The sequence below is a fragment of the Micromonospora sp. NPDC023888 genome (genome assembly GCF_040639415.1).
Taxonomy (GTDB): domain Bacteria; phylum Actinomycetota; class Actinomycetes; order Mycobacteriales; family Micromonosporaceae; genus Micromonospora.
Genome location: NZ_JBEZZW010000011.1, coordinates 127,592 through 151,090, shown reverse-complemented (window position 1 = coordinate 151,090; position 23,499 = coordinate 127,592). Strand labels below are relative to the sequence as shown.

Below are 23,499 nucleotides of genomic sequence, written 5' to 3'. Positions count from 1 at the left end.
GTGCGAGGACCGGCATGGTTGGCCGAACTATGATCGGACGGTGTCCGAATCCTCCCTAGCGGAAATGCTGCGGGCCCGTGGGCTGCGGCTGACGCCCCAGCGGCAGCTCGTCCTCCAGGCGGTGCTCGATCTGGGGCACGCCAGCCCGGAGCAGGTGCACACCGCCGTCCGGGAGGTCGCCGCCGGCGTCAACATCACCACCATCTATCGCACGCTTGAGCTGCTGGAACGGCTCGGCCTGGTCACCCACACACACCTTTCGCACGGCTCACCGACCTATCACGCGGCGGGTGAGCACCAACACGTCCACCTGGTCTGCCGGGAGTGCGGGGCGATCGACGAGATCGATCCGGGGCTGCTCCGGCCGCTCGCCGACGAGTTGGCCGCGCAGCGGGGGTTCCGGGTGGATATCGGGCACGTGTCACTCTTCGGCGTCTGCGTACGCTGCGAGAACGGGGACGACAAATGATCGACATCGCGGGTGCGGTGGCCGTCGAGAGCATCGACGAGGCGAGCCGCGACCAGCCGGATCCGGCGCACGTCGCGGCCGGGGTCCGGGGGGTGGCCGCGCACTACGGGGACCCGCTGCGCGAGCAGCGCACCCTCGACACCGAGGTCGGCCTGGTCGACCGGTCGCACCGGGGGATCATCGCGGTGCCCGGGGAGGAGCGCGCCGGCTGGCTGCACACGATCACCTCGCAGCACCTGACGACGCTTGCCGCCGGTGAGGGCACGGAGCTTCTGGTGCTCTCCCCGCACGGCCACGTCGAGCAGCACGCGCTCGTCGCGGAGGACGGCGAGACCGCCTGGCTGGACACCGAGCCGGGTGCCACCGAGGGTCTGCTCGGGTACCTGGAGAAGATGCGGTTCTTCAGCAAGGTCGAACCACGCGACGCGACGGCCGAGCGCGCGCTGTTGTCGCTGGTCGGGCCTGCGGCCATGGAGGCGCTCGGCACGCTCGGCGTGACCGGGCTGGCCGCACCGGACCTGGTCGCGGTGCCCGGTCCGAAGTTCGCCGCCGGCGCCGTGCCACCACGGGCGAGCGTTCGGTACGACGTCAAACCGCTGCCGATCGGCGGCTGGGCGCGGCGCGGCCTGCTCGGGGTGGACCTGCTCGTGCCCCGCTCGGCGATGGAGCAGGTGGTGGCGGAACTGCGCGGCGCGGGTGTGCCGGTCGCCGGCCTGTGGGCGTACGAGGCGATCCGGGTGGCTGCCCGGCAGCCCCGGGTCGGGGTGGACACCGATCACCGGACCATTCCGGCGGAGGTGGACCTGATCGGCCCGGCGGTGCATCTCGACAAGGGTTGTTACCGGGGGCAGGAGACCGTGGCCCGGGTGCACAACATGGGTCGGCCGCCGCGTCGACTCGTCCTGCTGCACCTGGACGGGGTGACCACCGATCAGCCGCCGACGGCCGGTACGCCGGTGACCCTCGACGGCCGGGCGGTGGGCTTCGTCGGCACCGCCGTGCTGCACCACGAGCTGGGGCAGGTCGCCCTCGCGGTGCTGAAGCGGAACGTGCCGGACGACGCCGCGCTGCGGATCGGGGAGACGGCGGCGGCGATCGACCCGTCCTGAGCGGGCCGTCTAGGATCGCCGGCATGACGACAGGGACGTTGATCACGGTGGCTCCGACCGGCGCGGAGTCGGCCAAGGCGGAGGTGCCGGCACTGCCGGTGACCCTCGACGAGCTGCTGCTCACCGCCAAGGAGTGCGAGGCGCTCGGCGCCGCCGTGATCCACGTCCACATCCGCGACGACGAGGCCCGGCCGACCCTCGACCCGGTGCGTCTGGCCGACACGGTGGCGGCGCTGCGGGACAGCACCGACCTGATCGTGCAGCTCTCCTCCGGCGGCGCGGTGACCGACCCGGAGGCGGCCCGGCTCGCGGTGCTCGACGCCCGACCGGACATGGCCTCCTGCACCATGGGCACTGTCAACTTCGGCGACGACGTCTTCCTCAACCGCTGGGAGTTCATCGTCGACCTGCACACCCGGATGCAGGAGCGCGGCATCGTCCCGGAGTACGAGATCTTCGACCTCGGTCACCTGTCCGCGTTGCAACGACTGCTCGGCAGGTACGGGCTGCCGGCCGGCGGGCACGTGCACGTCGACTTCGTGATGGGCGTCCCGGGCGGCATGCCGGGCACCACCGAGACGCTTGTCGCCGCCCACCGGATGCTGCGCGACCTGCCCGAGGGCACCACCTTCTCGGCCACCGGCGTCGGCCGCAGCACCCTTCCGGTGCTGTTGGCCGCGTTGTCGACGGGCGGGCACCTGCGGGTCGGCATGGAAGACACGGTGACGTACGCGAAGGGCCGCCCGGTGGAGTCCAACATGCAGTTGGTCGCCCGCGCTGTGGGTTTCGCCCAGCTCGCTCAGCGCCCGCCGCTGACCACCACCGAGGCTCGCGAGTTGCTCGGGCTGTAAGGCCGGGCTGGTCCCGCGCTCCTGTCACCCGGGCGGAGGACCACCTGGTCACCCCGCCGACGGGCACCCCGGGACCGTCGGTACCGTCCAGCGCGTGACGAAGACGTACGAGGGCGGCGCGCCGCTCGCCGAGGTGGTCCGGTCCGGGTTCGTGGAGGGTGCGCACCGCGGCTCGGTGGTGGTGCTGGACGCCGCCGGTGTGCCGGTGGCCGCCGCCGGGGACGTGACGTCGCCGGTCTTTCCCCGGTCGGCCAGCAAGCCGATGCAGGCGATCGGGATGCTTCGGGCCGGTCTGACGCTTACCGACCCCGCCGATTTGGCCCTGGTGTCGGCGAGCCACGCGGGTGAGGATTTCCACCTGGCCCGGGTCGGTGCGCTGCTGGAGCGCGCCGGGCTGGACGCCTCGGCCCTGCACTGCCCGCCCGACCTGCCGGTGGGCGCGGCGGCCCGGGAGGCTGTGCTGCGTGCCGGTGGCGGGCCGAGCAGGGTGCAGATGAACTGCTCCGGCAAGCACAGCGGAATGCTGCTGACCTGCGAGGCCGCCGGTTGGCCGCGGGAGGGTTACTGGCGGCCGGAGCACCCGTTGCAGCAGCGGTTGCGGGCGGCCATCGAGGAGTTCACCGGCGAGCAGGCGGCGGCGGTGGGAGTCGACGGCTGCGGCGCCCCGGTGCTCGCCGTGTCGCTGACCGGCCTCGCCGGGGCGTACCTCCGGCTTGTCGACGCCGAGCCCGGCTCGGTGCCTCGGGCCGTGGCCGACGCCATGCGCGGGAACCCGGAGATCGTGGGTGGCACCCAGGCCGACGACACCCGGCTCATGCGGGGGGTCCCGGGCCTGCTCGCCAAGGTCGGTGCCGAGGGGGTGATCGCGGTGGCGCTGCCCGGCGTCGGTGCCGTCGCCCTGAAGATCGACGACGGCGCGGACCGGGCCCGGATGCCGGTGCTGGTCTCCGCGCTGCGCCGGCTCGGTGTGGACGCCCCGGTGCTTACCGAGTACGCCGAGGTGCCGCTCTTCGGCGGCGGGGTCCCGGTCGGGGCGGTCCGCCCGCTCTGGTGACACCACCGGTCCGGCGGTCGGCGCTCCGGCGGCCAACTCCGGAACGAGCGCTGTACCTCACAGGTATGAATATGACTCTGAGGGACAGCGCTCGTCGCGGTGTCAGCCCCCGCGTGCGGGGCACGCGGTCGGGGAGCGCGTGCCGGGCGTCCTAGCTGTACACCTGGCCCAGGAAGTCGAGCAGCGCGGCGTTGACCGGCTCCGGACGCTCCAACGGCAGCAGGTGCGCGGCGTCCGGCACGTCGGGCAGTCGTGACGCGCCGGGGACCTCGGCGGCGATCCGGTCGGCGAGCCGACTGATGTCCGGCACGTCCGCGGCACCGGCGGTGACCAGGACGGGGATCTTCAGCTCGCTGAGGCGACCGATCGCCGGTGGGGTCAGCTCGCCCACCTCGACCGCGCCGAGCGCCAGTTCGGCGGCGAGGGCGCGCTGGTCCATCTCCTGTGCGAACGCGATCAGCTCGGGGTCGACGTCCTCCGGCCGGCGGCCCGGGCCGATCACCCAGAACCGCACCTCGCCGGCCGCCCCGGCGACGAAGTCGTCGGGGTCGACCTCTCCGACGAGGTCGTCCCAGAGGTCGTTCGCCTCCTCGGACCACTCGTTGCCGGAGACCGCGGTGTCGAACAGCGCGAGCGCGCTCACCCGGTCGGGGTGGGCCAGCGCGGTGTCGATGGCGACCGACCCACCGAAGGAGCAGCCGACCAGGGCGGCCCGGGGCAGGTCGAGCGCGTCCAGCAGCCCGGCCACGTCGTCGTGGTGCGTGAACGGGGTGGGGGGCAGCTCCGAGTCTCCGTAGCCGCGAAGGTCCGGAACGATCACCCGGTGTCGGGTGGCGAGCGCGGGCACCTGCCCCCGCCACATCCGCCGGTCGGCGATGCCAGCGTGCAGCAGCACGACCGGCGAACCGGTGCCGACCTCGTCGTACGCGATGCTTGTTCCATTGACTGTGATCCTGTGCACGAACGGACCGTACGGATCGGTGAAGCGGCGCGCAAACGGGATGCTGAGACGTTGCTAACTGTGGCTAGCGTTTTGCTTGCAAGAGCTAGCACGGCCGGTTACCGTCGCTGTCATGGCCACACCGAAGGACCTTCCCGACGTCGGCGGGTTCATCCGCGATCTGCGGCGCAACGCCAAGATCTCGCTGAGGCAGCTCGCCGAGCAGGCGGGGGTCAGCAACCCGTACCTCAGCCAGATCGAACGCGGCCTGCGTAAGCCGAGCGCCGAGGTGCTTCAGCAACTGGCGAGCGCGCTGCGGGTCTCCACCCCGGCGATGTACCTGCGAGCCGGGCTGCTCGACGACAAGGAGGGCCACGGCGTGCTGGCCGCCATCGCGGTGGACACCGACCTGACGATGGCCCAGAAGCAGTCGCTCAGCCAGATCTACGAGACGTTCCGCCGCGAGAACACCCGGCTGGCCGAGGCCCAGGCCACCGCCGAGGGCGCCACCCCGACCGGCGCGACCACCCCGACCGACGTCGCCGACCAGCCCGCCGACGTGGCCAACCTGGCCGCCACCGGCCCCACCACCGCGGGCGGCACCCCGACCGAGGCCGTACTCGAGTCGGTCGCCGTCACCGAGGCGGGCACCGCACCCGCCCCGGGCAGCACCAGCACCCCCGAGAAGAAGGCCGCCGGTCCGGCGGCCCGCGAGGCCGCCACGGTGGCCGAGGAGGAGACCTCATGAGCGAGCCGAAGACCAACCGCATCCCCGCCCCGCTGTACGCCGCCGCAGGCGCCGGTGAGTTGGCCATCGAGCACCTGCGCAAGCTGCCGGCCGTGGTCGGCGTCCTCGGCACCCGGGTCGTCGCCGACCTGGGCGGTCGGGCCGTGCTGACCGGCTTCGAGTTGCGGCAGAAGGCGACCGAGACCCTGCGTACCGCGAACGAGACGGCCGGGACGCTGCGCGATCGGGCGCAGGCCGAACTGGACCTGTCCAAGCTCCGCGAGTCGGCCGACCTGGCCAAGCTGCGTGAGGCCGCCGACCTCGACAAGCTGCGGGCGGCGGCGACCCGCAACGCCATCATGGTCTTCGCGAGCGCGCAGGCCGCCCAGGAGCGGGCGTACGCCGCGTACGGCGCGCTTGTCGCCCGCGGTGAGCGCGTCGTCGGCACCGGCGTGCTGGAGGCCGCCGAGACGGTCAACGCCGACATCGAGGCGACCCAGGCCGCGACGCCGGGCACCGCCGCCCCGGCCGCGACCCCGGCCGAGGTTTCGACCCCGGTCGACGTGCCGACCCCGGCCGACGTGGCCGAGATCGCCGAGGCCAAGCCGGCCGCCGTCAAGAAGGCCGCCCGGGCACCGAAGGCTGCCAAGCCAGCCGAGACCCCGTCGGCGAAGCTCCCCGGAGCCACCAAGCGGACCCGCCCGGCGGCCGAGTAGTTCGTCAGGTCGACGACCCCGGCGGCGTCCTTGTCGGACGTAGCCGGGGTCCTCGACATAAGCTTGCCGGCATGGCCAACGCCGCGCCGATCTTCGCGTTCGAAGTCCGCTACGTGATCGAGCTGATCCTGCTCGTCTTCGCACTGATCGTCCAGGGTGTCGCCCTGGTGCACGCGATCACCCAGCGCTCCGACGCCTTCCCCGCCATTGGCACCCTCCCGAAGGGCGGCTGGATCGCCATCCTCGCCGTCTGCCTCCTGCTCACACTGCTCGGCTTCGGCCCGATCAGCCTCTTCGGTCTGATCGGCATCGCCGCCGGTCTGATCTATCTCCTCGACGTTCGGGTCGGTCTGCGCGACCTGACCGACGGCAAAGGGTTCTGGTGAGAGGTTTTCGCTGGCCGCCTCCACCGGACAGTGGCCCCCGCACCTGGGGTCCCGGCCCGGGTGGGCCGCGTACCGGCCGACCGGCGTTGCCGGAGCCGGAGACCGAGCTGGTCACCACCCCGCACGGTGTACGACTGGAACGGCTGGTCACCGGCACCGGTGATCCGGTCACCGTCTTCGCGCACGGGTTGGGCAACGGCATCGCCACCACCCGCCCGTTCGGCAGTGGGGTGACCGGCCGCAAGGTGTTCTTCCAGTTCCGTGGGCACGGCCGGTCCGATGCCCCGGACGGGCCGTGGAACTACCTGGACCTGGCCCGGGATCTGCGCGCGATCGCGGACCTCGGCGGGGCCAGCCGGGCATTCGGCGCGAGCCTCGGCGCCGGTGCCCTCTGCCGCCTGCTCGCGGAGAGCCCGGAGCGTTTCGAGAAGCTTGTCTTCTTCCTGCCGGCGGTGCTCGACGAGCCGCGCGGGCCGGTCGCCCACGAACGGTTCACGGATCTGCTGGAGGCGGTGCAGAGCGGGGAGGCCTCGGCGGTCGCCGACGTCGTCGCACTGGAGCTGCCCGCGGCGGTGCGCAACACCCCGGCCGGTTGGGCGTACCTGCGGCAGCGGCTCGACCAGCTACTGCGCGACGGTCTGGCCGAAGGCCTGGCCACGCTCGCGGAGCAGACGTCGCTGCGCCAGATCGGTGACCTGGCGGCGGTCACCGCGCCGGCGCTTGTCATCGGCTGCGCGGGCGACGACCTGCACCCGGTCGAGGTCGCCGAGCGGCTCGCCGTCGCGCTGCCCCAGGCCACCCTGCACGTGTACGACAGGCCCGCCGTCCTCTGGACGGAACGCGCCGACCTGCGGGACCGCATTTCCGGCTTCCTCAACGAGTAATCTGCCCTGTCATGGGCGTCACACGACATGGCCGCACGCACCGGCTCGACCTCGCCGACCCGACCCTGCGCGAGTGGACCTGCACGGTCCTGCACGCCGACCCCGAGCAGGGCATCGTCCTAAACCGCTCGGCGTTCTACCCGGGTGGCGGCGGCCAACCGCCGGACCACGGGGTGTTGCTGTGGCAGGGCGTGCAGACCCGGATCGTCGGCACCCGCAAGGGCGACGACCTCTACCTGATCCCCGCCGAGGGTGACCCGTTGCCACCGGCCGGCAGCGAGGTCGTCGGCGCGCTGGAGGACGAGCGTCGCAGTCGACTGATGCGTACCCACTCCGGGCTGCACGTGCTCTGCGGTGTGGTGTTCCGCGACTTCGGCGCGCTCGTGACGGGCGGGAACATGGAACCGGGCGAGGCCCGGATGGACTTCAACCTCCCCGAGGTGCCACCGGACTTCAAGAGCCGCATTGAGGAGCTGGTCAACGCCGAGGTGGCCGCCGACCGCTCGGTCGCCACCCGGGTGCTGCCGCGCACCGAGGCGCTGGCCCTGCCGGACATCATCCGTACCCAGTCCAACCTCATCCCGCCGGACGAGCAGGAGGTCCGGATCGTCGACATCGTCGGGCTGGACGTGCAGGCCGACGGCGGGACACACGTCGCGTCCACCGCGCAGATCGGCAAGGTGCAGGTGGTCAAGGTGGAGAGCAAGGGCCGGGCCAACCGCCGGGTCCGCGTCCGACTGGTGGACTAGATCGAGTAGCGAATTCGGACGTCGGCTGTCAGGTATTCCTGACAACGTCGCAGGCATGACGCAACCGCTAACCGGAAAGATCGCGCTCGTCGCCGGTGCCACCCGTGGTGCTGGGCGGCAGATCGCCGTTCAGCTCGGCGCGGCCGGTGCCACTGTCTACGCCACCGGTCGCAGCACCCGGGCCGGCCGCTCCGAGATGGACCGACCGGAGACCATCGAGGAGACCGCCGAGCTGGTCACCGCGGCCGGTGGCACCGGCATCGCCGTTCAGGTCGACCACCTGGTGCCCGAGCAGGTCCGCGACCTGGTCGCCCGGATCGACGCCGAGCAGGGCCAACTCGACGTGCTGGTGAACGACATCTGGGGCGGCGACCCGCTGGTCACCTGGGACAAGCCGGTCTGGGAGCAGCCGCTCGACGCCGGCTTCCGTACCCTGAGACTGGCCGTCGACACGCACATCATCACCAGCCACTTCGCCCTGCCACTGCTGATCCGCAGGCCCGGCGGTCTGGTGGTGGAGATGGGTGACGGCACCAAGGCGTACAACGACGAGAACTACCGGCTGTCGGTCTTCTACGACCTGGCCAAGGTCTCGGTGAACCGGCTCGCGTTCTCCCAGGCGCACGAGTTGAAGCCGCACCGCTGCACGGCCGTGGCGCTCACCCCCGGGTGGATCCGTTCGGAGGCGATGCTCGAGCACTTCGGCGTGACCGAGGACAACTGGCGCGACGGCGCCGCCACCGACCCCAACTTCCTCATCTCGGAGACGCCGGCATTCGTCGGCCGCGCGGTGGCCGCGCTCGCCGCCGACGACGAGAAGGCCCGCTGGAACGGCCAGTCCGTCGACGCCGGCACCCTGTCCAAGGTGTACGGCTTCACCGACCTCGACGGCAGCCAACCCGAGGGTTTCCGCTACATCACCGAGGTGGTCGACGCCGGCAAACCGGCGGACGTGACCGGCTACCGGTAGAGCCCGCCGAGGCGGTCGGCCGCCTCGGTGAACAACCGCCGCAACTCGGGTGGGTCGAGGACTTCCACCTCGGGGCCGAGCCCCAGCAGTTGGTGGTACGCCACCGGGACCGACTCGACGGGCAGCCGGGCCACCACCCAGCCCTGCCCGTCGGGTGGGCCGGCGGCGGCGACCACCTCGTCGTACACCTGCGGGGCACCGACCAGGTGCCGGAGCTGGCGCAGGCCGGCGGGGCTCAGCCGGACGGTGACCTCGGCCCGCAGCATGGTCCGCAGGAACGACCCGGCCTGCTCGCGCCAGTGACCGGCCAGGTCGAAGCCCTCGTCGCGGTCGAACTGCTCCGCACCCACCTCGACCCCGGTGACCCGGTCCACCCGGTAGGTGCGCGTGTCCACGCCGACCCGGCCGACCAGATACCAGACCCCGCTCTTGAGGACCAGCCCGTACGGCTGGACCTGGCGGCTCACCTCCCGGTCGCCGCGTCGGTAGCGCAACTCCACCACCCGGTCTCCCCAGACCGCCCGGGCCAGCTCAGGAAGCCAGAGCGATGGTGGGGTCTCCCGGAACCAGCCCGGTACGTCCAGGTGGAACCGCTGCCCGGCCCGGGCCGGGGCGTCGCGCAGGGCGGGTGGCAGCGCCGCGAGCACCTTCAGTTCGGCGGAGGCGACCGCGTCGGCGAGCCCCATCTCGCCGGCCGGTCCGGGTAGCCCGCTGAGGAAGAGCGCCTCCGCCTCGTCCCGGGTCAGCCCGGTCAGTCGGGTGCGGTAGCCGCCGAGCAGCCGGTAACCGCCGGCCCGACCCCGGTCGGCGTAGACCGGCACCCCGGCGGCGGAGAGCGCCAGCACGTCCCGGTAGACGGTCCGTTCGGAAACCTCCAACTCCCGCGCCAGCTCGCTCGCGGTCATCGACCCGCGCGACTGCAACAGCAACAGCAACGAGATCAGTCGGGACGCGCGCACCCTCCCATCCTGCCCGGTGCCGCTCACCGCCCGCCGGGCGTCAGCAACCCCCTGTCGTACGCGGTGGCCACCGCGGCAGCCCGGTCGTTGACCCCGAGCTTGGCGTACACGTGCAGCAGGTGCGTCTTGACGGTGGCCTCGCTGATGAACAGGCGGGTCGCCGCCTCCCGGTTGGAGGCGCCACGGGCCACCAGGGTGAGCACCTCCAACTCCCGTTGACTGAGCGGCTCCTCGGCGGGAGCGCGCAGCCGACCCATCAGCCGGCCGGCGACGCTCGGCGCGAGCACCGACTCACCCCGGGCCGCGGCCCGGACCGCCCGAACCAGATCTTCCCGGGGGGTGTCCTTGAGCAGGTAACCCGTCGCACCGGCCTCGATCGCCGGCAGTACGTCCGCTTCCGTGTCGTAGGTCGTGAGGACCAGCACCCGGGCGGCGCTGCCGGCGCGAGCCAGCCGCCCGATGGCGGTCACCCCGTCCATCCCGGGCATCCGCAGGTCCATCAGCACCACGTCCGGCCGCAGCGCCGCGACCAGGGCCAACGCCTCCGAGCCGTCCGCCGCCTCGCCCACCACCTCGAAATCGAGGTCGCCGGTGAACATCCCCCGCAGCCCGTCCCGCACGACCGGATGGTCGTCGACGATCAGCAGTCGTACCGGGGCGGTCAACCGGCACCTCCGGGTAGGGCGGGGACGGACGCCGAGATGGCGGTGCCGCTGCCCGGCTCGGATTCGACGGCCAACTCGCCACCGACCCGGGTCACCCGCTGCCGCATGGCGGTCAGCCCGTACCCGCCATCCAGATCGCGGGGCACCGGCTGGTCGGTGACGTCGAAGCCCGTTCCGTCGTCGCGGACATCGAGGGTGACCACGTCCGCCATGTACGACAGGGTCAGCCCGACCCGCGACGCGGCGGCGTGCCGGGCCACGTTGGACAGCGCCTCCTGGGCGGCCCGCAGCAGGGTCACCTCGACCTCCGGGTGCAGTGGCCGGGGCGTGCCGGTGGTGGCCACGTCGGCCCGTACCCCGTTCAGGGCCGACCAGCGCCCGCCCAGCTCGACGAGGGCATCCGGTAGTCGGGCCGTCTCCAACGTCTCCGGGCGGACCGCCTGTACCGAGCGGCGGGCCTCGGTGAGGCTCTCCCGGGCCAGGGCGATCGCGTTGTCGACGTGCCGTCGCCAGTCGGCGGACCGGTCGCGGGTCTGCTCGGCCGCCTCCAGTTGGGTGATGATGCCGGTCAACCCCTGCGCCAGGGTGTCGTGGATCTCGCGCGCCATCCGTTGCCGCTCGTCCAGCACACCGGCCTCCCGGGCCTGGGTGAGCAGTTGGGCGTGCAGCCCGGCGTTCTCCCGGACCGTCTCGGTGAGTTGGCGGTTGGCCTCGCCGAGTTCCGCCATCAACCGCTTGCGCCTGGCGTCCTCCTGCTCGGCGACCATCGCGAACCAGCTCAACGAGCCGGCCACCACCAGGTTGAAGAGCACCAGCACCAGCCAGAGCGGCAGGTGCGACGTCACCACCGACAGACCGCCGCCCTGCGACGTGGCGACCAGGGTGGCCGTGGTGACCACACCGGCGATCCGCCAGCGAGTGCGTAGCACCGGAAAGGCGTGCGTGTATCCGACCCAGGCGAAAAAGCCGTACCACGGATTGGCGGCCACCAGCACGGCCGCGAACGCGAGCAGCCCGGCGTAGTAGACCGCCATCAGCCCGCGCCGGCTCTGCCAGCCGGGGTGCAGGGTGATGAACCAGGCGACCCAGCACCCGGCCGCCAGGGCGATGGCGAGGGTGGGTGCGGTGGCGAGGGCCCGGGGTGCCGGTGCGACGAGGGCCAACACGGTGCCCAGGGCCAGCCCGCCATAGGGGAACACGCGATAGAGGCTCGCCTCGCGCTCCCGCCAACTGGTCAGATGGTCGTGCCCACCGCTGTAGGTCATCGCATCTCCGCTCACTCCCAGCGGAACAGTTTCGCCGCGCTGGCGCCGGCCACCACGGCGATCACCGCCATTATCGCCAGGTGCAACGGCTGCGGCGACGTGCCGGTCCAGGCGTCGAGGAGTGCCTGCACACCCGGCGGCGTGTAGTCACCGATCCGCGCCACGAAGTCCGGAAGCAGGAACCGGGGGAGGTAGGCCCCGCCGAAGAACATGGTGACCATGAACAACGGTGCGGCCAGGGCCTGGGCCGCCTTCGTCGTCCGGGCCACGGCGGCGACCAGCAGGCCGAGCGCCAGCAGCGCCGCCGTGCCGAGCACGAACGCCAGCGCGAAGCCGAGCGGGTGCCGGGGCAGCGGCACCCCGAAAGCCAGCCGGGCGACGACGATGAGCAGCAGCGCGCTGGCCAGGATCCCGGCCAGGGCCAGCACCAGTTGGGCGGCGAGCAGAGCCGCCGGGTGCGCCGGGGTGGTTGCCAGCCGGCGCAGCACGCCGCGTTCCCGGTAGGTGGCCAACACGGCGGGCAGGGTGTTCACCCCGACAACGACCAGGCTGACCACCAGCAGCGACGGTGCGAAGTAGCTGACGAAGGTCTGCCCGTCGAAGGTCGGATCCGGCTCGCGGAGTGCGGGGATCAGCCCGAGCACCGTCAGGATCAGGGTGGGCACCCCGATGGTGGAGAGCAGCGTCGGCCGGTCCCGCAGGTAGAGCCGCGCCTCGATCCTCAGGATCTGGCGGAAGCCGTGCATGGTGTCTCCTTCTCTCAGTTGGCGGGCCGGCGGCCGGTCAGCTCGACGAACGCGTCGTCGAGGGTGGACTGCTCCAGCCGCAGGTCCGCGGCGACGATCTGGTGCCGGGCGAGCACCGAGGTGACCGCGTGCAGCACCTCGCCGGTGCCGGTGACCACCACCTGGCTGCCGGTGCGGTGCACGTCGGTGACCTCGGGCAGGTCGGTGAGGAGCCGGTCGTCGATCGGGGCCGACGGCCGGAACCGGATTCGTTGCTCCGGCGCCACTGTCGACACCAGGCCCGCGGGGCTGTCCAGCGCGACGACGCGGCCCCGGTCGATCACCGCGACCCGGTCGCAGAGCCGCTCGGCCTCCTCCATGAAGTGGGTGACCAGCACGATCGTCACCCCGCTGTCGCGGACCTGTTCGATGAGGCCCCAGGTGTCCCGGCGGGCCTGCGGGTCCAGCCCGGTGGTCAGCTCGTCGAGGATGGCGATCTCCGGGTTGCCCACCAGGGCCAGCGCGATGGAGAGCCGCTGCTTCTGACCGCCGGAGAGCTTCTTGTACGAGGTGTTCCGCTTCTCACCGAGACCCAGCTTGTCGATCAGCGCGGCCGGGTCCGCCGGGTTGCGGTAGAACGAGGCGTACAACTCCAGTGCCTCGGCCACCCGGAGCCGGTCCGGCAGTTGACTCTCCTGAAGTTGCACCCCGACCCGCTGCCGGAGCTGGGCCGCGTCCCGGCGAGGGTCGAGCCCGAGGACCGACACCCCGCCCCCGTCGGGGACACGGAGCCCGGCGACACACTCCACGGTGGTGGTCTTACCGGCGCCGTTCGGGCCCAGGACGCCGAAGATCTCTCCGGCCTCCACGGCGAGCGACACGTCGTCCACCGCCACCAGATCGCCGTACCGCTTCTTCAGGTGGGTCACCTCGATGACCGGCATCGTGCCGCCTTCCGCCGTTGGCCTCGTACCCCCTCAAGGGTCGTCGGGGTGACCCGGCGGCGAATCGACCGGTCGGCGATGACCGCCGGCGTCCCCGGTTGATCGCTGCCGTCCACCAACCGGTTGATGCACGCGGTACGGGTCACTGCTAGCGCGCAGCCCGGCGGATTCGATCACCGCTCGCTAGGCTGCTCGATCGTGGATGCCAGCAGAATCGCCAGCCCGGTGACCGGGGTCGTCGGACGCTTCCTCGCCGGGGCTGGCCTGCTCCTGCGCGGGCTCGGCCTCTACGTCCGCAGCCCGGGGCTGATGCTGCTCGGCATCGTGCCGGCGCTGATCTCCGGCGCGTTGTTCCTGGCCGCGCTCGCCACCCTTGTGTATTTCGTGGACGACCTCGCGGCGCTTGTCACCCCGTTCGCCGACGACTGGTCGAGCACCACCCGCAGTCTGGTCCGGGTGATCGCCGGGCTGGCCTTCCTGGGCGTTGGCGGCCTGCTCGGTGTGCTCACCTTCACCGCGGTGACCCTGGTCATCGGCGACCCGTTCTACGAGAAGATCTCCGAGCGGGTCGAGCAGCGGTACGGCGGCACGCCGGGTGCGGTGGACGTGCCGTTCTGGTCGTCGCTGCGCCGCAGTCTCGCCGACTCGGTACGGCTGGTGGCGCTCACGGCGCTGGTGGGGATTCCGCTGTTCCTCGCCGGCTTCATCCCGGTGGTCGGTCAGACGGTCGTCCCGGTCATCGGGGCGGCGGTGGGCGGTTGGTTCCTCGCCGTGGAGCTGGTCGGTGCGCCGTTCTACCGGCGGGGGATGCGGCTGCCGCAGCGCCGGACGATCCTGAAGGCCGACCGCGCCGCCTCGCTCGGCTTCGGTGTGGCGGTCTTCCTCTGCTTCCTCATCCCCCTCGGCGCGGTGCTGATCATGCCGGCGGCGGTCGCCGGTGCCACCCTGCTGGCCCGCCGTTCGCTCGGCCAGCCGATCGAGAGGGACTGACATGGAGGTCACGCTGGTCGAGGGGGACATCACCACCCAGCGGGTGGACGCCATCGTGAACGCCGCGAACTCGTCCCTGCTCGGCGGCGGTGGCGTCGACGGCGCGATCCACCGGCGCGGTGGGCCGGCCATCCTCGCCGAGTGCCGGGCGCTGCGGGCGTCCCACTACGGCAGGGGCCTACCCACCGGCCAGGCCGTGGCGACCACCGCCGGCGAGCTACCGGCCCGCTGGGTGATCCACACCGTCGGGCCGGTCTGGTCGCCCAGCGAGGACCGGTCGGCGCTGCTGCGCGACTGTTACGCCAACAGCCTGCGGGTGGCCGACGAGCTGGGCGCGTCCACAGTGGCGTTCCCGCTGATCTCCGCCGGCATCTACGGCTGGCCGCTCGACGACGCGGTCCGGCAGGCGCTGTCGGTGCTGCGCGCGGCCACTCCGGCCACCGTCACCGAGGCCCGCCTGGTCCTCTTCGGCGCCGACACCCACGCGACAGCGCGCCAGGTCTTCGACGCCGCCTGACGTCGGCCGCAGCCACCGCTTCCGCCTCGATCAGGTGATGAAAAGTAGGTCTCCGAGGCGATTCTGACCTACTTTTCATCACCTGATCACCGTAGCTCGGATGGGGCTGTCGGGCAGGTGCTAACCAAGCGGCTTGGCGTACGGTCGATCACCTTGAGACAATCGCCGCTGAGGCGAGAACAGGCCTGGTCCCGGATCGACGATGATTGATCAGGTCAGGTCGGCCAGGCAGGACCACTGGGCCGCGACCGGCCGGTAGCCGAGCCGGGCGTTGATCGCCAGCATCGGCGCGTTGGTCTCGTCGTTCGACGTGTACGCGATCCGTACGCCGTTGGCGGCGGCCCGGTGCAGCGCCGCCATCTTGGACAGCCGGGCCAGCCCACGCCCCCGGTACCCGGGGATGGAGCCCGTGTAGTCCGACCACATCCGGTCCCCGTCCCGCTTTACCAGGCTGAAGGCGACCACAACGCCGTCGACCTCGGCGGCGGTGCTGGCCGCCTTGTCCAGCCCGAGGTTGTCCCACACGTCGTACTGCCAGCTCTCGTAGCTCTGCGCGTCGACCGGCACGTCGCCCGGTTCGTCCAGTGACGAGGCCGTATTCGCGACGTACAGCAGGTGCGGGTCCAGGTCGGCGATCGGGCGCAGCCGTACGCCCGGGGGCGGCTCGGGCAGCGCTGGTGCCGGATTCAGGTTGAGCGCCGAGTAGCGCACCTCCCGACTGGGCTCGTAACCGTGTCGGCGGGCGAACGGCAGCGCGTCCGGCAGCGCCATGGCACGCACCCGGCGGACCCCCAACGGGCGGAGGTGGTCGGTCGCGGCGGTCAGCAGGGCCGTCCCGATGCCGCGCCGCCGGTGCTCCGGGTGCACGTGCAGCAGGTTGATGCCGCCGACGTTAGCCACCGATGTCGTCCCGATGCGTTCGGCGGACACCCAGCCGACCACCCGCCCGTCGACCTCGGCCACGAAGGCGGCCCAGTCCTCCCCGGGCGGTGGTTCGGCGATCATCTTCCGCGTCGACTCGACACCGCGCACCAGGTACGGAACGACGGTCGCCCGCAGGGCCACCACGTCCGGGGCGTCGTCCGGCTGCGCCACTCGGATCCGCATCTCAGGCCCCCTGCGGGGTGTGATCGGCCGGCGCGACGGTGGCAGCGTGGGCGTACTCGGCGACGTCGAAGAGTGTGGGGACGTGCGGCAGCGCGATATGGTCCGGCATGCCGGCGAGACTAACCATGATCGTCCGCCGCGGCGAGGAGTTAAACCCCCGTGCCCGGTACGCCGGGAGGAAGCAACTTCAGGGTTGTTGCTGCCTCCGGACGTCATGAGGCAGCAACAACCCTGAGGTTGTGCGGATCTTGCCGCGGGCGCGGCCGGTGTGGCGGTTGTTCAGGCTGACGCGCGCCGGATCAGCTCGGTGGGGAGCATGACCGCCTGCTCGATGGTCTCCCCGGCGGCGAGCCGGAGTAGCTGGCGGGTCATCCGCCGGCCGAGTTCCACGATCGGCTGCCGGACGGTGGTCAGCGGTGGCTCGGTGTACGCGGCGGTTTCGATGTCGTCGAAGCCGATGACCGCGACGTCCTCCGGCACCCGTCGGCCGGCCTCGCGCAGTGTCCGCAGGGCGGCGTGCGCCATCAGGTCGGAGGCGGCGAAGACACCGTCCAGGTCGGGGTGCTCGGTGAGCAGCCGGCGCATCGCCGCCGACCCGGACTCCCTTGTGAAGTCGCCGACGGCGACGAGTTCGGGCAGCCCCGCGTCGGCGACCGCGCTGCGGTAACCGCTGAGCCGTTCGATTCCGGCGATCATGTCCTGCGGGCCGGCGATGGTGGCGATCCGTCGACGACCGCTGTCGATCAGGTGTCGAATGGCAGCGGTCACTCCGCCCACGTGGTCGACGTCGACGTACGGCACGGGCACGTCGCCGAGCGGCCGGCCGCTGACCACCACCGGAATGCCGAGCCGGGCCAGGGTGCCGGGCAGCGGGTCGGCACCGTGCAGCGAGGCGAAGAGCACCCCGTCGACGTGCCGGCCGGTGGTGTACCGCTCGACCCGGTGGTGTCCGGCCGGTGAACCGGCGAGCATCAGCACCAGTTGCTTGTCGGCGGCCTCCAGTTCCTGGCTGACACCACGGATGATGCCGGGGAAGACCTGGTCGTCGGAGAAGACCCGGGTGGCCGCTTCCGGCATGACCAGGGCGATCGAGTCGGTGCGTTGGGTGACCAGGCTGCGGGCGGCGAGGTTGGGCACGTAGCCCAGCTCGGCGACCGCCCGGGTGACCGCCTCCCGGATCGGCTCGGCGACTGTGGTGGAGCCGTTCACCACCCGGGACACGGTGGCCCGGGACACTCCGGCCCGCGCTGCCACCGCTTCGAGCGTCGGCCGTTGCGCCGTCGTCATCGCGCCTTCCTCCCGCTCGTCGCAGCCTGGAACCGCCTGCGGTAACCCTCGGGATTGACCATACGAGATAACCGTCCAGGTCCATGTCCCGTAGATCGCCTCCTGAGCGAAACCCCGGAGGTGATCTGCCGCATGACGACGGCAATCGAGAGAGCGCTCTCGCGCCAGCCTGACCGGTGCTTCCCGCACTGTCAAGAGAGCGCTCTCTCGTCGTCTCGGAACGGGCGAGGGCGCCACCCGGCGGGGTGACGCCCTCGTCGAGACGAACCGATCACTTGACCCGCAGGCCATCCAGCAGGTTGGGATCGCCGGCAACGTCAAGCGTCTCGAAGCTCACCCGACCCCAGAGCGCCAGCAGCAGGTCGCTCGCCGTGCCGCTGACCTGAGCCCGAGCGTGATGATCGTCGTGGTCGAAGATGGTCGCCGTGTCGAGCAGCGCCACCCCCTCGCCGCGCAGCCGCAAATACCACTCCTGAGCGGCGTCGGTCGCGGTGAGCTGCACCACCCCGTGCCAGTCGCCCGGCGTCCGCCGCCGGCCCGCCGGCAGCCAGGTGTCAAGCACCTCACTCACCCCGTCGGCCGCGAGCTTCGCCTCCACCGGCTCGCCGGCCGCGATGGCGAGCTGCGCGTCCCAACGGTGCACGGCCGTCTCGTGCGCCATCCGACGCGGCCAGAAACCGGCCTTCTTCGGCTGCGGAGCCCAGTTCCACGCCGGCGCCTCCGGGTCGAGCCCGTCGAAGACGGTCATCAGCCGCTCGTACCCCTGCTGCCACAGCTCGAGCGGGCGCACGCCCGGGTCCGCCTCAAGCGCTTCCCGGTGGGCCGGCTGAGCGGGCCGGCCGGACCCGGCGAACGACGAAACCCAGTGGTAGATGCCAGCGAGGTGCAGTGTGAGGTCGTTGACCGTCCAGCCCGGACAGGACAGAACCGGTGTCTCCGGCGGCGCCTCGGCCACCGCCGCCGCGAACGCGGGACCCTCCGCTCGGAGCGCCCCGACCCAGAAATCCTTACTGCCCTGCAGTCTGCTCATCGCCATCCTCCCGGGGGTGCCGGGCGACCAGTGGGTGCCACGGCTATCACTCAGCCTAAGGTGAAGGGCGTGCCAGACGCCTCCGCCCAGCCGACAACCGAAGCCGATCGTGCCATCCCTGGTCCACTGGCCAGCTACACCACTCTGCGGATGGGTGGGACGGCCCAGCGGATCGTCGCCGCCGACAGTGCCGACGAGATCGTCCGCGCCGTCCGCGCCGCGGACGAGCCGGTCCTGATCCTGGCCGGTGGCAGCAACGTGGTGATCGGCGACGCCGGCTTCCCCGGCACCGTCGTGCTGGTCCGCTCCCGTGGGCTGAGCGTCGTCGGCGAGGACGCCGGATCGGTCACCGTACGGGTCGACGCCGGCGAGCCCTGGGACGACCTGGTCGCCGCCACCGTAGCCAACGGCTGGGCCGGGCTGGAGTGCCTCTCCGGCATCCCCGGCTCGACCGGCGCCACCCCGATCCAGAACGTCGGCGCGTACGGCCAGGAGGTGGCCGAGACGATAAGCGGCGTCGAGGTGTACGACCGGGCCGAGGGCACCCGCCGCATCATCCCCGCCGCCGACTGCGGGTTCGCCTACCGAGGCAGCATCTTCAAGTACCGGGACCGTTGGGTGGTGCTGTCCGTCGACTTCCGACTCACCAGGTCCCCGCTCTCCGGCCCGGTGCGCTACGCCGAGTTGGCTCGCGCGCTCGGTGTCGAGGTGGGCGACCAGGTGCCGCTTGCCGACGCCCGCGCGGCGGTGCTGCGGTTGCGCGCGGGCAAGGGCATGGTGCTCGACGCCACCGACCCCGACACTCGTTCGGTCGGCTCCTTCTTCACCAACCCGGTGCTGGACCAGGCGACGTACGAGCTGCTCCTGGCGCGCGCCGCCGAGCTGGGCGACCCGCCCGCCTGGCCCGGAGCCGACGGCATGGTCAAGGTGAGCGCGGCCTGGCTGATCGACAAGGCCGGCTTCACCAAGGGGCACCCCGGGCCGGGCGGTGTGGCCATCTCCGGCAAGCACACTCTCGCCCTCACCAACCGCAGCGGCACCGCCCACACCGGCGACCTGCTGAGCCTCGCCCGGGACATCCGCGACACTGTGCACGACCGCTTCGGCGTCACCCTCCACCCCGAGCCCGTACTCATCAACTGCGCCCTCTGAGCCCACGCTCGGGGTCAGGGCGGCCACGGGAGGGTCAGTTCCCCGTGCCGCCAGCGGTGGGGACCGTCGAGGACGGGCCAGCCGGTCTCGCGCAGCCGGGTCACCGCTCTCAGCCAGCGTTGGCGGGGGCCGAAGGTGGCGTACGGGGCGGCGGCCTGCCAGGCGTCGTCCAGGGCGCGGATCAGATCGTGCACCGGCTCACCGGGAACGTTGCGGTGGATCAGCGCTTTGGGTAGCCGCTCGGCCAGCTCGGCGGGGCTGCCCAGCGTGGTGAGCTTCGCGGCCAGGGTGAGCGTCCGGGGGCCGTCGGCGTCGACCAGCAGCCACGCGGCGAGGCGACCCAACTCGTCGCACGTGCCCTCGACGAGTGCCCCGCCCGGGGCGAGCGCGGCGGTCATCGTCCGCCAGGCGTCCGCAACCTCGCTCTCGTCGTACTGTCGCAGCACGTTGAACGCGCGGACCAGCACCGGCCGGAGCCCGGCCAGCTCGAACCCGCCGCGGGCGAACGTCAGGCCCGGCGGGTCGGCGGCCGGGGCCGCGGCGGCCACCCGGGCCGGGTCGATCTCCAACCCCACCAGCCGTACGTCGGGACGAACCCCCGCCGCCAGCCGGGCGCGCAGTTCCACGGCGGTCACCGGGTTGGCGCCGTAGCCGAGGTCGACCACCAGGGGATCGGCCGCCGCCCTGAGCCGGTCGGCGCAGGTGGCGACGATCCAGTTGTCCACCCGACGGAGCCGGTTCGGGTTGGTCGTGCCCCGGGTGACCACACCGAGCGGCCGATGCCGCGCCACGCCGCTCATTGCCGGCTCTACTGGCTGACCCGGTGCACCTTGTGCTGGGCGGCCTGCGCCCGGGGCCGGACCACCAGCCGGTCGATGTTGACGTGCTCCGGGCGGGTGGCGCACCAGGCGATGCAGTCGGCGACGTCCTCGGCGACAAGCGGCCCCGGCACCCCGGCGTAGACGGCGGCCGCCCGTTCCGCGTCCCCCTCGAAGCGGACCAGCCCGAACTCGTCGGTCTTCACCATGCCCGGGTCGATCTCGATCACCCGCAGCGGTCGGCCGCACAGCTCCAGGCGGAGCGTGCCGGCGATGGCGGTCTGCGCGTGCTTCGCGGCGGTGTAGCCGCCCCCACCCTCGTAGACGGTCAGGCCGGCGGTGGAGGAGACCACCACGATGGTGCCGGAGCCGGACGCCTCAAGCGCGGGCAGCAGCGCCTGGGTGACCCGCAGCGTGCCGAGCACGTTGACGTCGTACATCCACTGCCAGTCCGCGACCGAGCCGGACTCCACCGGGTCCAGCCCGCGCGCTCCGCCAGCGTTGTTGACAAGCAGGGTGACCGGCCCGGGTGCCTGGGCGGCGGCCTCGGCCAGCCCGGCCACCGACTCGTCCGACGTGATGTCGCACGTCACCGCGGTGGCCTGCCCGCCAGCGGCGGTGATGTCGGCGACCAGGTCGGCGAGCCGCTCGGCGCGGCGGGCGGCGGCGAGCACGTGGAAGCCCTCGGCGGCGAGTCGGCGGGCGGTGGCCGCGCCGATCCCGCTGGACGCTCCGGTGACGATGGCGACAGCTGTCATTCCGACATTGTCACAGCGACCGTGGGACCCGTTCCGACCGGGCGGGGGCGGCCATCGACGGGGGTGCGGTGATGAGGTCCGTCACCCCCGGGGGCCGCGCTGGGGAATTTCCGAAGCCCGATGGGGAAGATGACATCTGGCGTACAGGTTGACCGAGAAGCGCCGGTCGTGCGAGACGGCATCTACCGTGACGAAGGAGCGGATGTGGCGGAAATGCACACCGGTGTCGGGCGTCAGCGAGGTGCCCGACCGTGGCCCCGGCCGCGCCGCATCGCCACCCTCTCGGTGCACACCTCCCCCCTGCACCAGCCCGGCACGGGCGACGCCGGCGGGATGAACGTCTACATCCTCGAGGTCGCGCGGCGACTCGCCGAAGCCAACGTCGAGGTGGAGATCTTCACCCGGGCCACCTCCGGCGACCTGCCCCCGGTCGTCGAGATGGCACCTGGCGTGCAGGTCCGGCACGTCACCTCCGGCCCTTTGGAGGGCCTCACCAAGGAAGAGTTGCCCGGCCAGCTCTGCGCCTTCACAGCCGGGGTGCTGCGCGCCGAGGCGTCCCGCCCGCCCGGGCACTACGACCTGATCCACTCCCACTACTGGCTCTCCGGGCAGGTCGGCTGGCTGGCCAAGGAGCGTTGGGGGGTGCCGCTCGTGCACACCGCGCACACCCTGGCGAAGGTCAAGAACGCCCAGCTCGCGGCCGGCGACCGGCCCGAGCCCAAGGCCCGGGTGATCGGCGAGGAACAGGTGGTCGCCGAGGCGGACCGGCTGGTCGCCAACACCCGGGTCGAGGCCAGCGACCTCCTGGCCCGCTACGGCGCCGACCCGGGCCGGGTCTCCGTGGTGCAACCGGGTGTCGACCTGGGCCGGTTCCGGCCCGCGCCGGGCGACCGGGCCGCGGCGACCCGTGCGGCTCGCCGCGAGCTGGGGCTGCCGGCCGACGGGTACGTCGTCGCCTTCGTCGGTCGGATCCAGCCACTCAAAGCCCCCGACGTGCTGATTCGCGCGATCGCCGCGCTGCGCGATCGCGACCCGGCGCTTGCCGACCAGGTGACGGTGGTGATCTGCGGCGGCCCCAGCGGCAGTGGACTGGACCGGCCGACCGCGCTCATCGAGCTGGCCGCCACGCTCGGGGTCACCGACGGGGTGCGGTTCCTGCCGCCGCTCACCGGGGACGACCTGCCGGCCCTGTACCGGGCTGCCGACCTGGTCGCGGTGCCGTCCCACAACGAATCGTTCGGGCTGGTCGCCCTGGAGGCGCAGGCCTGCGGTACGCCGGTGCTGGCCGCCGCCGTCGGCGGGCTGGTCACCGCCGTGCGGGATCAGGTCAGTGGCGTCCTGATCGACGGCCACGACCCCGTCGACTGGGCCAGGGCGCTGGGCCGTCTGCTGCCGGACCGAGCCCTGCGGGCGGCGCTCGGCCGGGGAGCCGAGCAGCATGCCCGGCACTTCTCCTGGGACCGTACGGTCGCCGGTCTGCTCGGCGTCTACGGCGAGGCGATCGCCGTGCACCGCGCCCGGCTCGCGGCCGACCTGGCGGCCAAGCCGGCGCTCTCCTGCTCCTGGTGACCGAGGGGCGTCACCGTCGACGGGTGCGCCGGGCGGGTCGGTCGTAGAGTGGGTCCGGTGAGCCCGAAGAGCGATCTTGCGACCCTGATCGAGTCGGTCTGCGCGGAGCGGGAGCTGGCCTGGGAGGCGACCGGCCCCGACTCGTACGCGGTGACCCTGCCGGGCACGCACAAACTCAAGACGGTCTGCAACCTGATCATCGGCGAGCACGCACTGCGGGTCGAGGCGTTCGTGATGCGCCAACCGGACGAGCGTCGCGAGGAGCTGTGGGCCTGGCTGTTGCAGCGCAACGCCCGGATGTACGGGGTCTCCTTCTCCACCGACGCGGTCGGCGACGTGTACCTGACCGGGCGGGTCAACCCGGCCGGGGTGGACGCCGACGAGTTGGACCGGCTGCTCGGCTCCGTGCTGACGTACGCCGACGAGTCGTTCGACACGATGCTGGAGATCGGCTTCGGCAGTTCGATCCGCCGTGAGTACGAGTGGCGGGTCAAGCGTGGCGAGTCGACCGCCAACCTGGCCGCGTTCGCCCATCTCTTCGAGCCCTCCGGCGCCGGTCCCGACCAGTCCTGACCGCACACCCGGCGCTCGCGCCCCGCTTCCGCGCGGATGCCACTCTCGATCCCGGATCGAGCACGATCACGACGAGCTGCCGGTGGTTCGGACCGCTCCTGACGGGTATGCCGCTCCGCGCGGTGCGGCGAGGGACCCCCGCGCGCCGAGGACGGAGTGTCAAGGAGCGGAGCGTCCCATGGCTCAGCGGAACAGCTCAGGTCGCGGCGCGACTGCGACCAGGACGAAGCGACAGGCCGGCAACCAGACACCGGGTACCCCGGGAGTCTCCGAGTCGGAGATCTC

26 protein-coding genes are annotated in these 23,499 nt (G+C 72.2%); 15 read left to right on the top strand and 11 right to left on the bottom strand.

What is annotated here, in order from left to right; genetic code table 11:
• Positions 1 to 40: 40 nt before the first annotated feature.
• From AB0F61_RS12970 to AB0F61_RS12955, 4 genes are all read left to right on the top strand, one after another.
• Positions 41 to 469 carry a Fur family transcriptional regulator gene (locus AB0F61_RS12970; protein ID WP_357807979.1) on the top strand — a complete coding sequence of 143 codons (429 nt, stop codon included), beginning with the start codon at positions 41 to 43 and terminating at the stop codon, positions 467 to 469.
• On the top strand, positions 466 to 1,578 hold the full coding sequence (locus AB0F61_RS12965) for a folate-binding protein (protein ID WP_357807976.1): 1,113 nt from the start codon (positions 466 to 468) through the stop codon (positions 1,576 to 1,578). The genes AB0F61_RS12970 and AB0F61_RS12965 overlap by 4 nt, the downstream gene beginning before the upstream one ends.
• Before the next feature lie 23 nt (positions 1,579 to 1,601).
• Positions 1,602 to 2,429, top strand: coding sequence for a 3-keto-5-aminohexanoate cleavage protein (locus AB0F61_RS12960; RefSeq protein WP_355027604.1), 828 nt, complete (start codon positions 1,602 to 1,604; stop codon positions 2,427 to 2,429).
• Between the two features lie 94 nt (positions 2,430 to 2,523).
• Positions 2,524 to 3,483, top strand: a complete 960-nt coding sequence (locus AB0F61_RS12955) for an asparaginase (protein WP_357807973.1) — start codon at positions 2,524 to 2,526, stop codon at positions 3,481 to 3,483.
• Between the two features lie 151 nt (positions 3,484 to 3,634).
• On the opposite strand, the gene AB0F61_RS12950 is transcribed toward AB0F61_RS12955, so the two are convergent.
• Positions 3,635 to 4,444: an alpha/beta hydrolase gene (locus AB0F61_RS12950; protein ID WP_357807970.1), complete on the bottom strand. Its 810-nt coding sequence runs from the start codon at positions 4,442 to 4,444 to the stop codon at positions 3,635 to 3,637.
• Between the two features lie 112 nt (positions 4,445 to 4,556).
• On the opposite strand from AB0F61_RS12950, the gene AB0F61_RS12945 reads away from it, so the two are divergent.
• From AB0F61_RS12945 to AB0F61_RS12920, 6 genes are all read left to right on the top strand, one after another.
• On the top strand, positions 4,557 to 5,171 hold the full coding sequence (locus tag AB0F61_RS12945; protein ID WP_357807967.1) for a helix-turn-helix transcriptional regulator: 615 nt from the start codon (positions 4,557 to 4,559) through the stop codon (positions 5,169 to 5,171).
• Entirely contained in the window at positions 5,168 to 5,866 is a 699-nt protein-coding gene (locus tag AB0F61_RS12940) for a hypothetical protein (protein ID WP_357807964.1), read from the top strand. Before AB0F61_RS12945 ends, AB0F61_RS12940 begins: the two co-directional genes overlap by 4 nt.
• A 71-nt stretch (positions 5,867 to 5,937) precedes the next feature.
• On the top strand, positions 5,938 to 6,252 hold the full coding sequence (locus tag AB0F61_RS12935; RefSeq protein ID WP_357807961.1) for a DUF2516 family protein: 315 nt from the start codon (positions 5,938 to 5,940) through the stop codon (positions 6,250 to 6,252).
• Entirely contained in the window at positions 6,249 to 7,136 is an 888-nt protein-coding gene (locus tag AB0F61_RS12930) for an alpha/beta hydrolase (protein ID WP_357807958.1), read from the top strand. Before AB0F61_RS12935 ends, AB0F61_RS12930 begins: the two co-directional genes overlap by 4 nt.
• A gap of 11 nt (positions 7,137 to 7,147) precedes the next feature.
• Positions 7,148 to 7,885, top strand: a complete 738-nt coding sequence (locus AB0F61_RS12925) for an alanyl-tRNA editing protein (RefSeq protein WP_357807955.1) — start codon at positions 7,148 to 7,150, stop codon at positions 7,883 to 7,885.
• Between the two features lie 55 nt (positions 7,886 to 7,940).
• Complete coding sequence (locus AB0F61_RS12920) at positions 7,941 to 8,855, top strand: SDR family oxidoreductase (protein WP_357807953.1); 915 nt, start codon at positions 7,941 to 7,943, stop codon at positions 8,853 to 8,855.
• Here the strand turns inward: AB0F61_RS12920 and AB0F61_RS12915 are convergent.
• The 5 genes from AB0F61_RS12915 to AB0F61_RS12895 are packed head-to-tail and all read right to left on the bottom strand — an operon-like array spanning position 8,846 to position 13,413.
• The gene (locus tag AB0F61_RS12915; RefSeq protein ID WP_357807949.1) at positions 8,846 to 9,814 is read right to left on the bottom strand and encodes a WYL domain-containing protein; all 969 of its coding nucleotides are present in this window, start codon (positions 9,812 to 9,814) and stop codon (positions 8,846 to 8,848) included. The genes AB0F61_RS12920 and AB0F61_RS12915 overlap by 10 nt on opposite strands.
• Positions 9,815 to 9,837: 23 nt before the next feature.
• The gene (locus AB0F61_RS12910; RefSeq protein WP_357807947.1) at positions 9,838 to 10,479 is read right to left on the bottom strand and encodes a response regulator transcription factor; all 642 of its coding nucleotides are present in this window, start codon (positions 10,477 to 10,479) and stop codon (positions 9,838 to 9,840) included.
• Complete coding sequence (locus tag AB0F61_RS12905) at positions 10,476 to 11,744, bottom strand: sensor histidine kinase (RefSeq protein WP_357807945.1); 1,269 nt, start codon at positions 11,742 to 11,744, stop codon at positions 10,476 to 10,478. The genes AB0F61_RS12910 and AB0F61_RS12905 overlap by 4 nt, the downstream gene beginning before the upstream one ends.
• An 11-nt stretch (positions 11,745 to 11,755) precedes the next feature.
• Positions 11,756 to 12,490: an ABC transporter permease gene (locus tag AB0F61_RS12900; RefSeq protein ID WP_357807943.1), complete on the bottom strand. Its 735-nt coding sequence runs from the start codon at positions 12,488 to 12,490 to the stop codon at positions 11,756 to 11,758.
• 14 nt (positions 12,491 to 12,504) lie between these two features.
• A complete protein-coding gene (locus tag AB0F61_RS12895) occupies positions 12,505 to 13,413 on the bottom strand; it encodes an ABC transporter ATP-binding protein (RefSeq protein WP_357807941.1) in 909 nt (302 codons plus the stop codon).
• Positions 13,414 to 13,611: 198 nt separating this feature from the next.
• On the opposite strand from AB0F61_RS12895, the gene AB0F61_RS12890 reads away from it, so the two are divergent.
• Complete coding sequence (locus AB0F61_RS12890; protein WP_357807938.1) at positions 13,612 to 14,403, top strand: EI24 domain-containing protein; 792 nt, start codon at positions 13,612 to 13,614, stop codon at positions 14,401 to 14,403.
• A gap of 1 nt (position 14,404) precedes the next feature.
• Positions 14,405 to 14,920: an O-acetyl-ADP-ribose deacetylase gene (locus AB0F61_RS12885; RefSeq protein ID WP_357807935.1), complete on the top strand. Its 516-nt coding sequence runs from the start codon at positions 14,405 to 14,407 to the stop codon at positions 14,918 to 14,920.
• 210 nt (positions 14,921 to 15,130) lie between these two features.
• Here the strand turns inward: AB0F61_RS12885 and AB0F61_RS12880 are convergent, their stop codons facing one another.
• From AB0F61_RS12880 to AB0F61_RS12870, 3 genes are all read right to left on the bottom strand, one after another.
• Positions 15,131 to 16,027: a GNAT family N-acetyltransferase gene (locus AB0F61_RS12880; protein ID WP_357807932.1), complete on the bottom strand. Its 897-nt coding sequence runs from the start codon at positions 16,025 to 16,027 to the stop codon at positions 15,131 to 15,133.
• 279 nt (positions 16,028 to 16,306) lie between these two features.
• A complete protein-coding gene (locus tag AB0F61_RS12875) occupies positions 16,307 to 17,314 on the bottom strand; it encodes a LacI family DNA-binding transcriptional regulator (protein ID WP_357807929.1) in 1,008 nt (335 codons plus the stop codon).
• Between the two features lie 271 nt (positions 17,315 to 17,585).
• Positions 17,586 to 18,344, bottom strand: a complete 759-nt coding sequence (locus AB0F61_RS12870) for a maleylpyruvate isomerase family mycothiol-dependent enzyme (protein WP_357807926.1) — start codon at positions 18,342 to 18,344, stop codon at positions 17,586 to 17,588.
• A gap of 69 nt (positions 18,345 to 18,413) precedes the next feature.
• Between AB0F61_RS12870 and AB0F61_RS12865 the strand changes: the two genes are divergently transcribed.
• On the top strand, positions 18,414 to 19,496 hold the full coding sequence (locus AB0F61_RS12865) for a UDP-N-acetylmuramate dehydrogenase (RefSeq protein ID WP_357807923.1): 1,083 nt from the start codon (positions 18,414 to 18,416) through the stop codon (positions 19,494 to 19,496).
• Between the two features lie 14 nt (positions 19,497 to 19,510).
• On the opposite strand, the gene AB0F61_RS12860 is transcribed toward AB0F61_RS12865, so the two are convergent.
• Both AB0F61_RS12860 and AB0F61_RS12855 read right to left on the bottom strand, forming a co-directional pair.
• Positions 19,511 to 20,296, bottom strand: a complete 786-nt coding sequence (locus AB0F61_RS12860; protein ID WP_357807920.1) for a class I SAM-dependent methyltransferase — start codon at positions 20,294 to 20,296, stop codon at positions 19,511 to 19,513.
• A gap of 8 nt (positions 20,297 to 20,304) precedes the next feature.
• Positions 20,305 to 21,072, bottom strand: a complete 768-nt coding sequence (locus AB0F61_RS12855) for an SDR family oxidoreductase (protein WP_357807917.1) — start codon at positions 21,070 to 21,072, stop codon at positions 20,305 to 20,307.
• A gap of 99 nt (positions 21,073 to 21,171) precedes the next feature.
• Between AB0F61_RS12855 and mshA the strand changes: the two genes are divergently transcribed.
• Together mshA and AB0F61_RS12845 are read left to right on the top strand one after the other, a co-directional pair.
• A complete protein-coding gene (mshA, locus tag AB0F61_RS12850; protein ID WP_357808138.1) occupies positions 21,172 to 22,641 on the top strand; it encodes a D-inositol-3-phosphate glycosyltransferase in 1,470 nt (489 codons plus the stop codon).
• A gap of 57 nt (positions 22,642 to 22,698) precedes the next feature.
• Positions 22,699 to 23,214 carry a YbjN domain-containing protein gene (locus AB0F61_RS12845; RefSeq protein ID WP_357807913.1) on the top strand — a complete coding sequence of 172 codons (516 nt, stop codon included), beginning with the start codon at positions 22,699 to 22,701 and terminating at the stop codon, positions 23,212 to 23,214.
• Positions 23,215 to 23,499: the final 285 nt, after the last annotated feature.

What these genes read in the sequence shown, in the direction of transcription:
- AB0F61_RS12965 (WP_357807976.1), top strand. Translation starts at nt 466, where the DNA reads ATGATCGACATCGCGGGTGCGGTGGCCGTCGAGAGCATCGACGAGGCG.
- AB0F61_RS12960 (WP_355027604.1), top strand. Translation starts at nt 1,602, where the DNA reads ATGACGACAGGGACGTTGATCACGGTGGCTCCGACCGGCGCGGAGTCG.
- AB0F61_RS12945 (WP_357807967.1), top strand. Translation starts at nt 4,557, where the DNA reads ATGGCCACACCGAAGGACCTTCCCGACGTCGGCGGGTTCATCCGCGAT.
- AB0F61_RS12940 (WP_357807964.1), top strand. Translation starts at nt 5,168, where the DNA reads ATGAGCGAGCCGAAGACCAACCGCATCCCCGCCCCGCTGTACGCCGCC.
- AB0F61_RS12935 (WP_357807961.1), top strand. Translation starts at nt 5,938, where the DNA reads ATGGCCAACGCCGCGCCGATCTTCGCGTTCGAAGTCCGCTACGTGATC.
- AB0F61_RS12925 (WP_357807955.1), top strand. Translation starts at nt 7,148, where the DNA reads ATGGGCGTCACACGACATGGCCGCACGCACCGGCTCGACCTCGCCGAC.
- AB0F61_RS12920 (WP_357807953.1), top strand. Translation starts at nt 7,941, where the DNA reads ATGACGCAACCGCTAACCGGAAAGATCGCGCTCGTCGCCGGTGCCACC.
- AB0F61_RS12905 (WP_357807945.1), bottom strand. Translation starts at nt 11,744, where the DNA reads ATGACCTACAGCGGTGGGCACGACCATCTGACCAGTTGGCGGGAGCGC.
- AB0F61_RS12900 (WP_357807943.1), bottom strand. Translation starts at nt 12,490, where the DNA reads ATGCACGGCTTCCGCCAGATCCTGAGGATCGAGGCGCGGCTCTACCTG.
- AB0F61_RS12895 (WP_357807941.1), bottom strand. Translation starts at nt 13,413, where the DNA reads ATGCCGGTCATCGAGGTGACCCACCTGAAGAAGCGGTACGGCGATCTG.
- AB0F61_RS12885 (WP_357807935.1), top strand. Translation starts at nt 14,405, where the DNA reads ATGGAGGTCACGCTGGTCGAGGGGGACATCACCACCCAGCGGGTGGAC.
- AB0F61_RS12880 (WP_357807932.1), bottom strand. Translation starts at nt 16,027, where the DNA reads ATGCGGATCCGAGTGGCGCAGCCGGACGACGCCCCGGACGTGGTGGCC.
- AB0F61_RS12875 (WP_357807929.1), bottom strand. Translation starts at nt 17,314, where the DNA reads ATGACGACGGCGCAACGGCCGACGCTCGAAGCGGTGGCAGCGCGGGCC.
- AB0F61_RS12870 (WP_357807926.1), bottom strand. Translation starts at nt 18,344, where the DNA reads ATGAGCAGACTGCAGGGCAGTAAGGATTTCTGGGTCGGGGCGCTCCGA.
- AB0F61_RS12860 (WP_357807920.1), bottom strand. Translation starts at nt 20,296, where the DNA reads ATGAGCGGCGTGGCGCGGCATCGGCCGCTCGGTGTGGTCACCCGGGGC.
- AB0F61_RS12855 (WP_357807917.1), bottom strand. Translation starts at nt 21,072, where the DNA reads ATGACAGCTGTCGCCATCGTCACCGGAGCGTCCAGCGGGATCGGCGCG.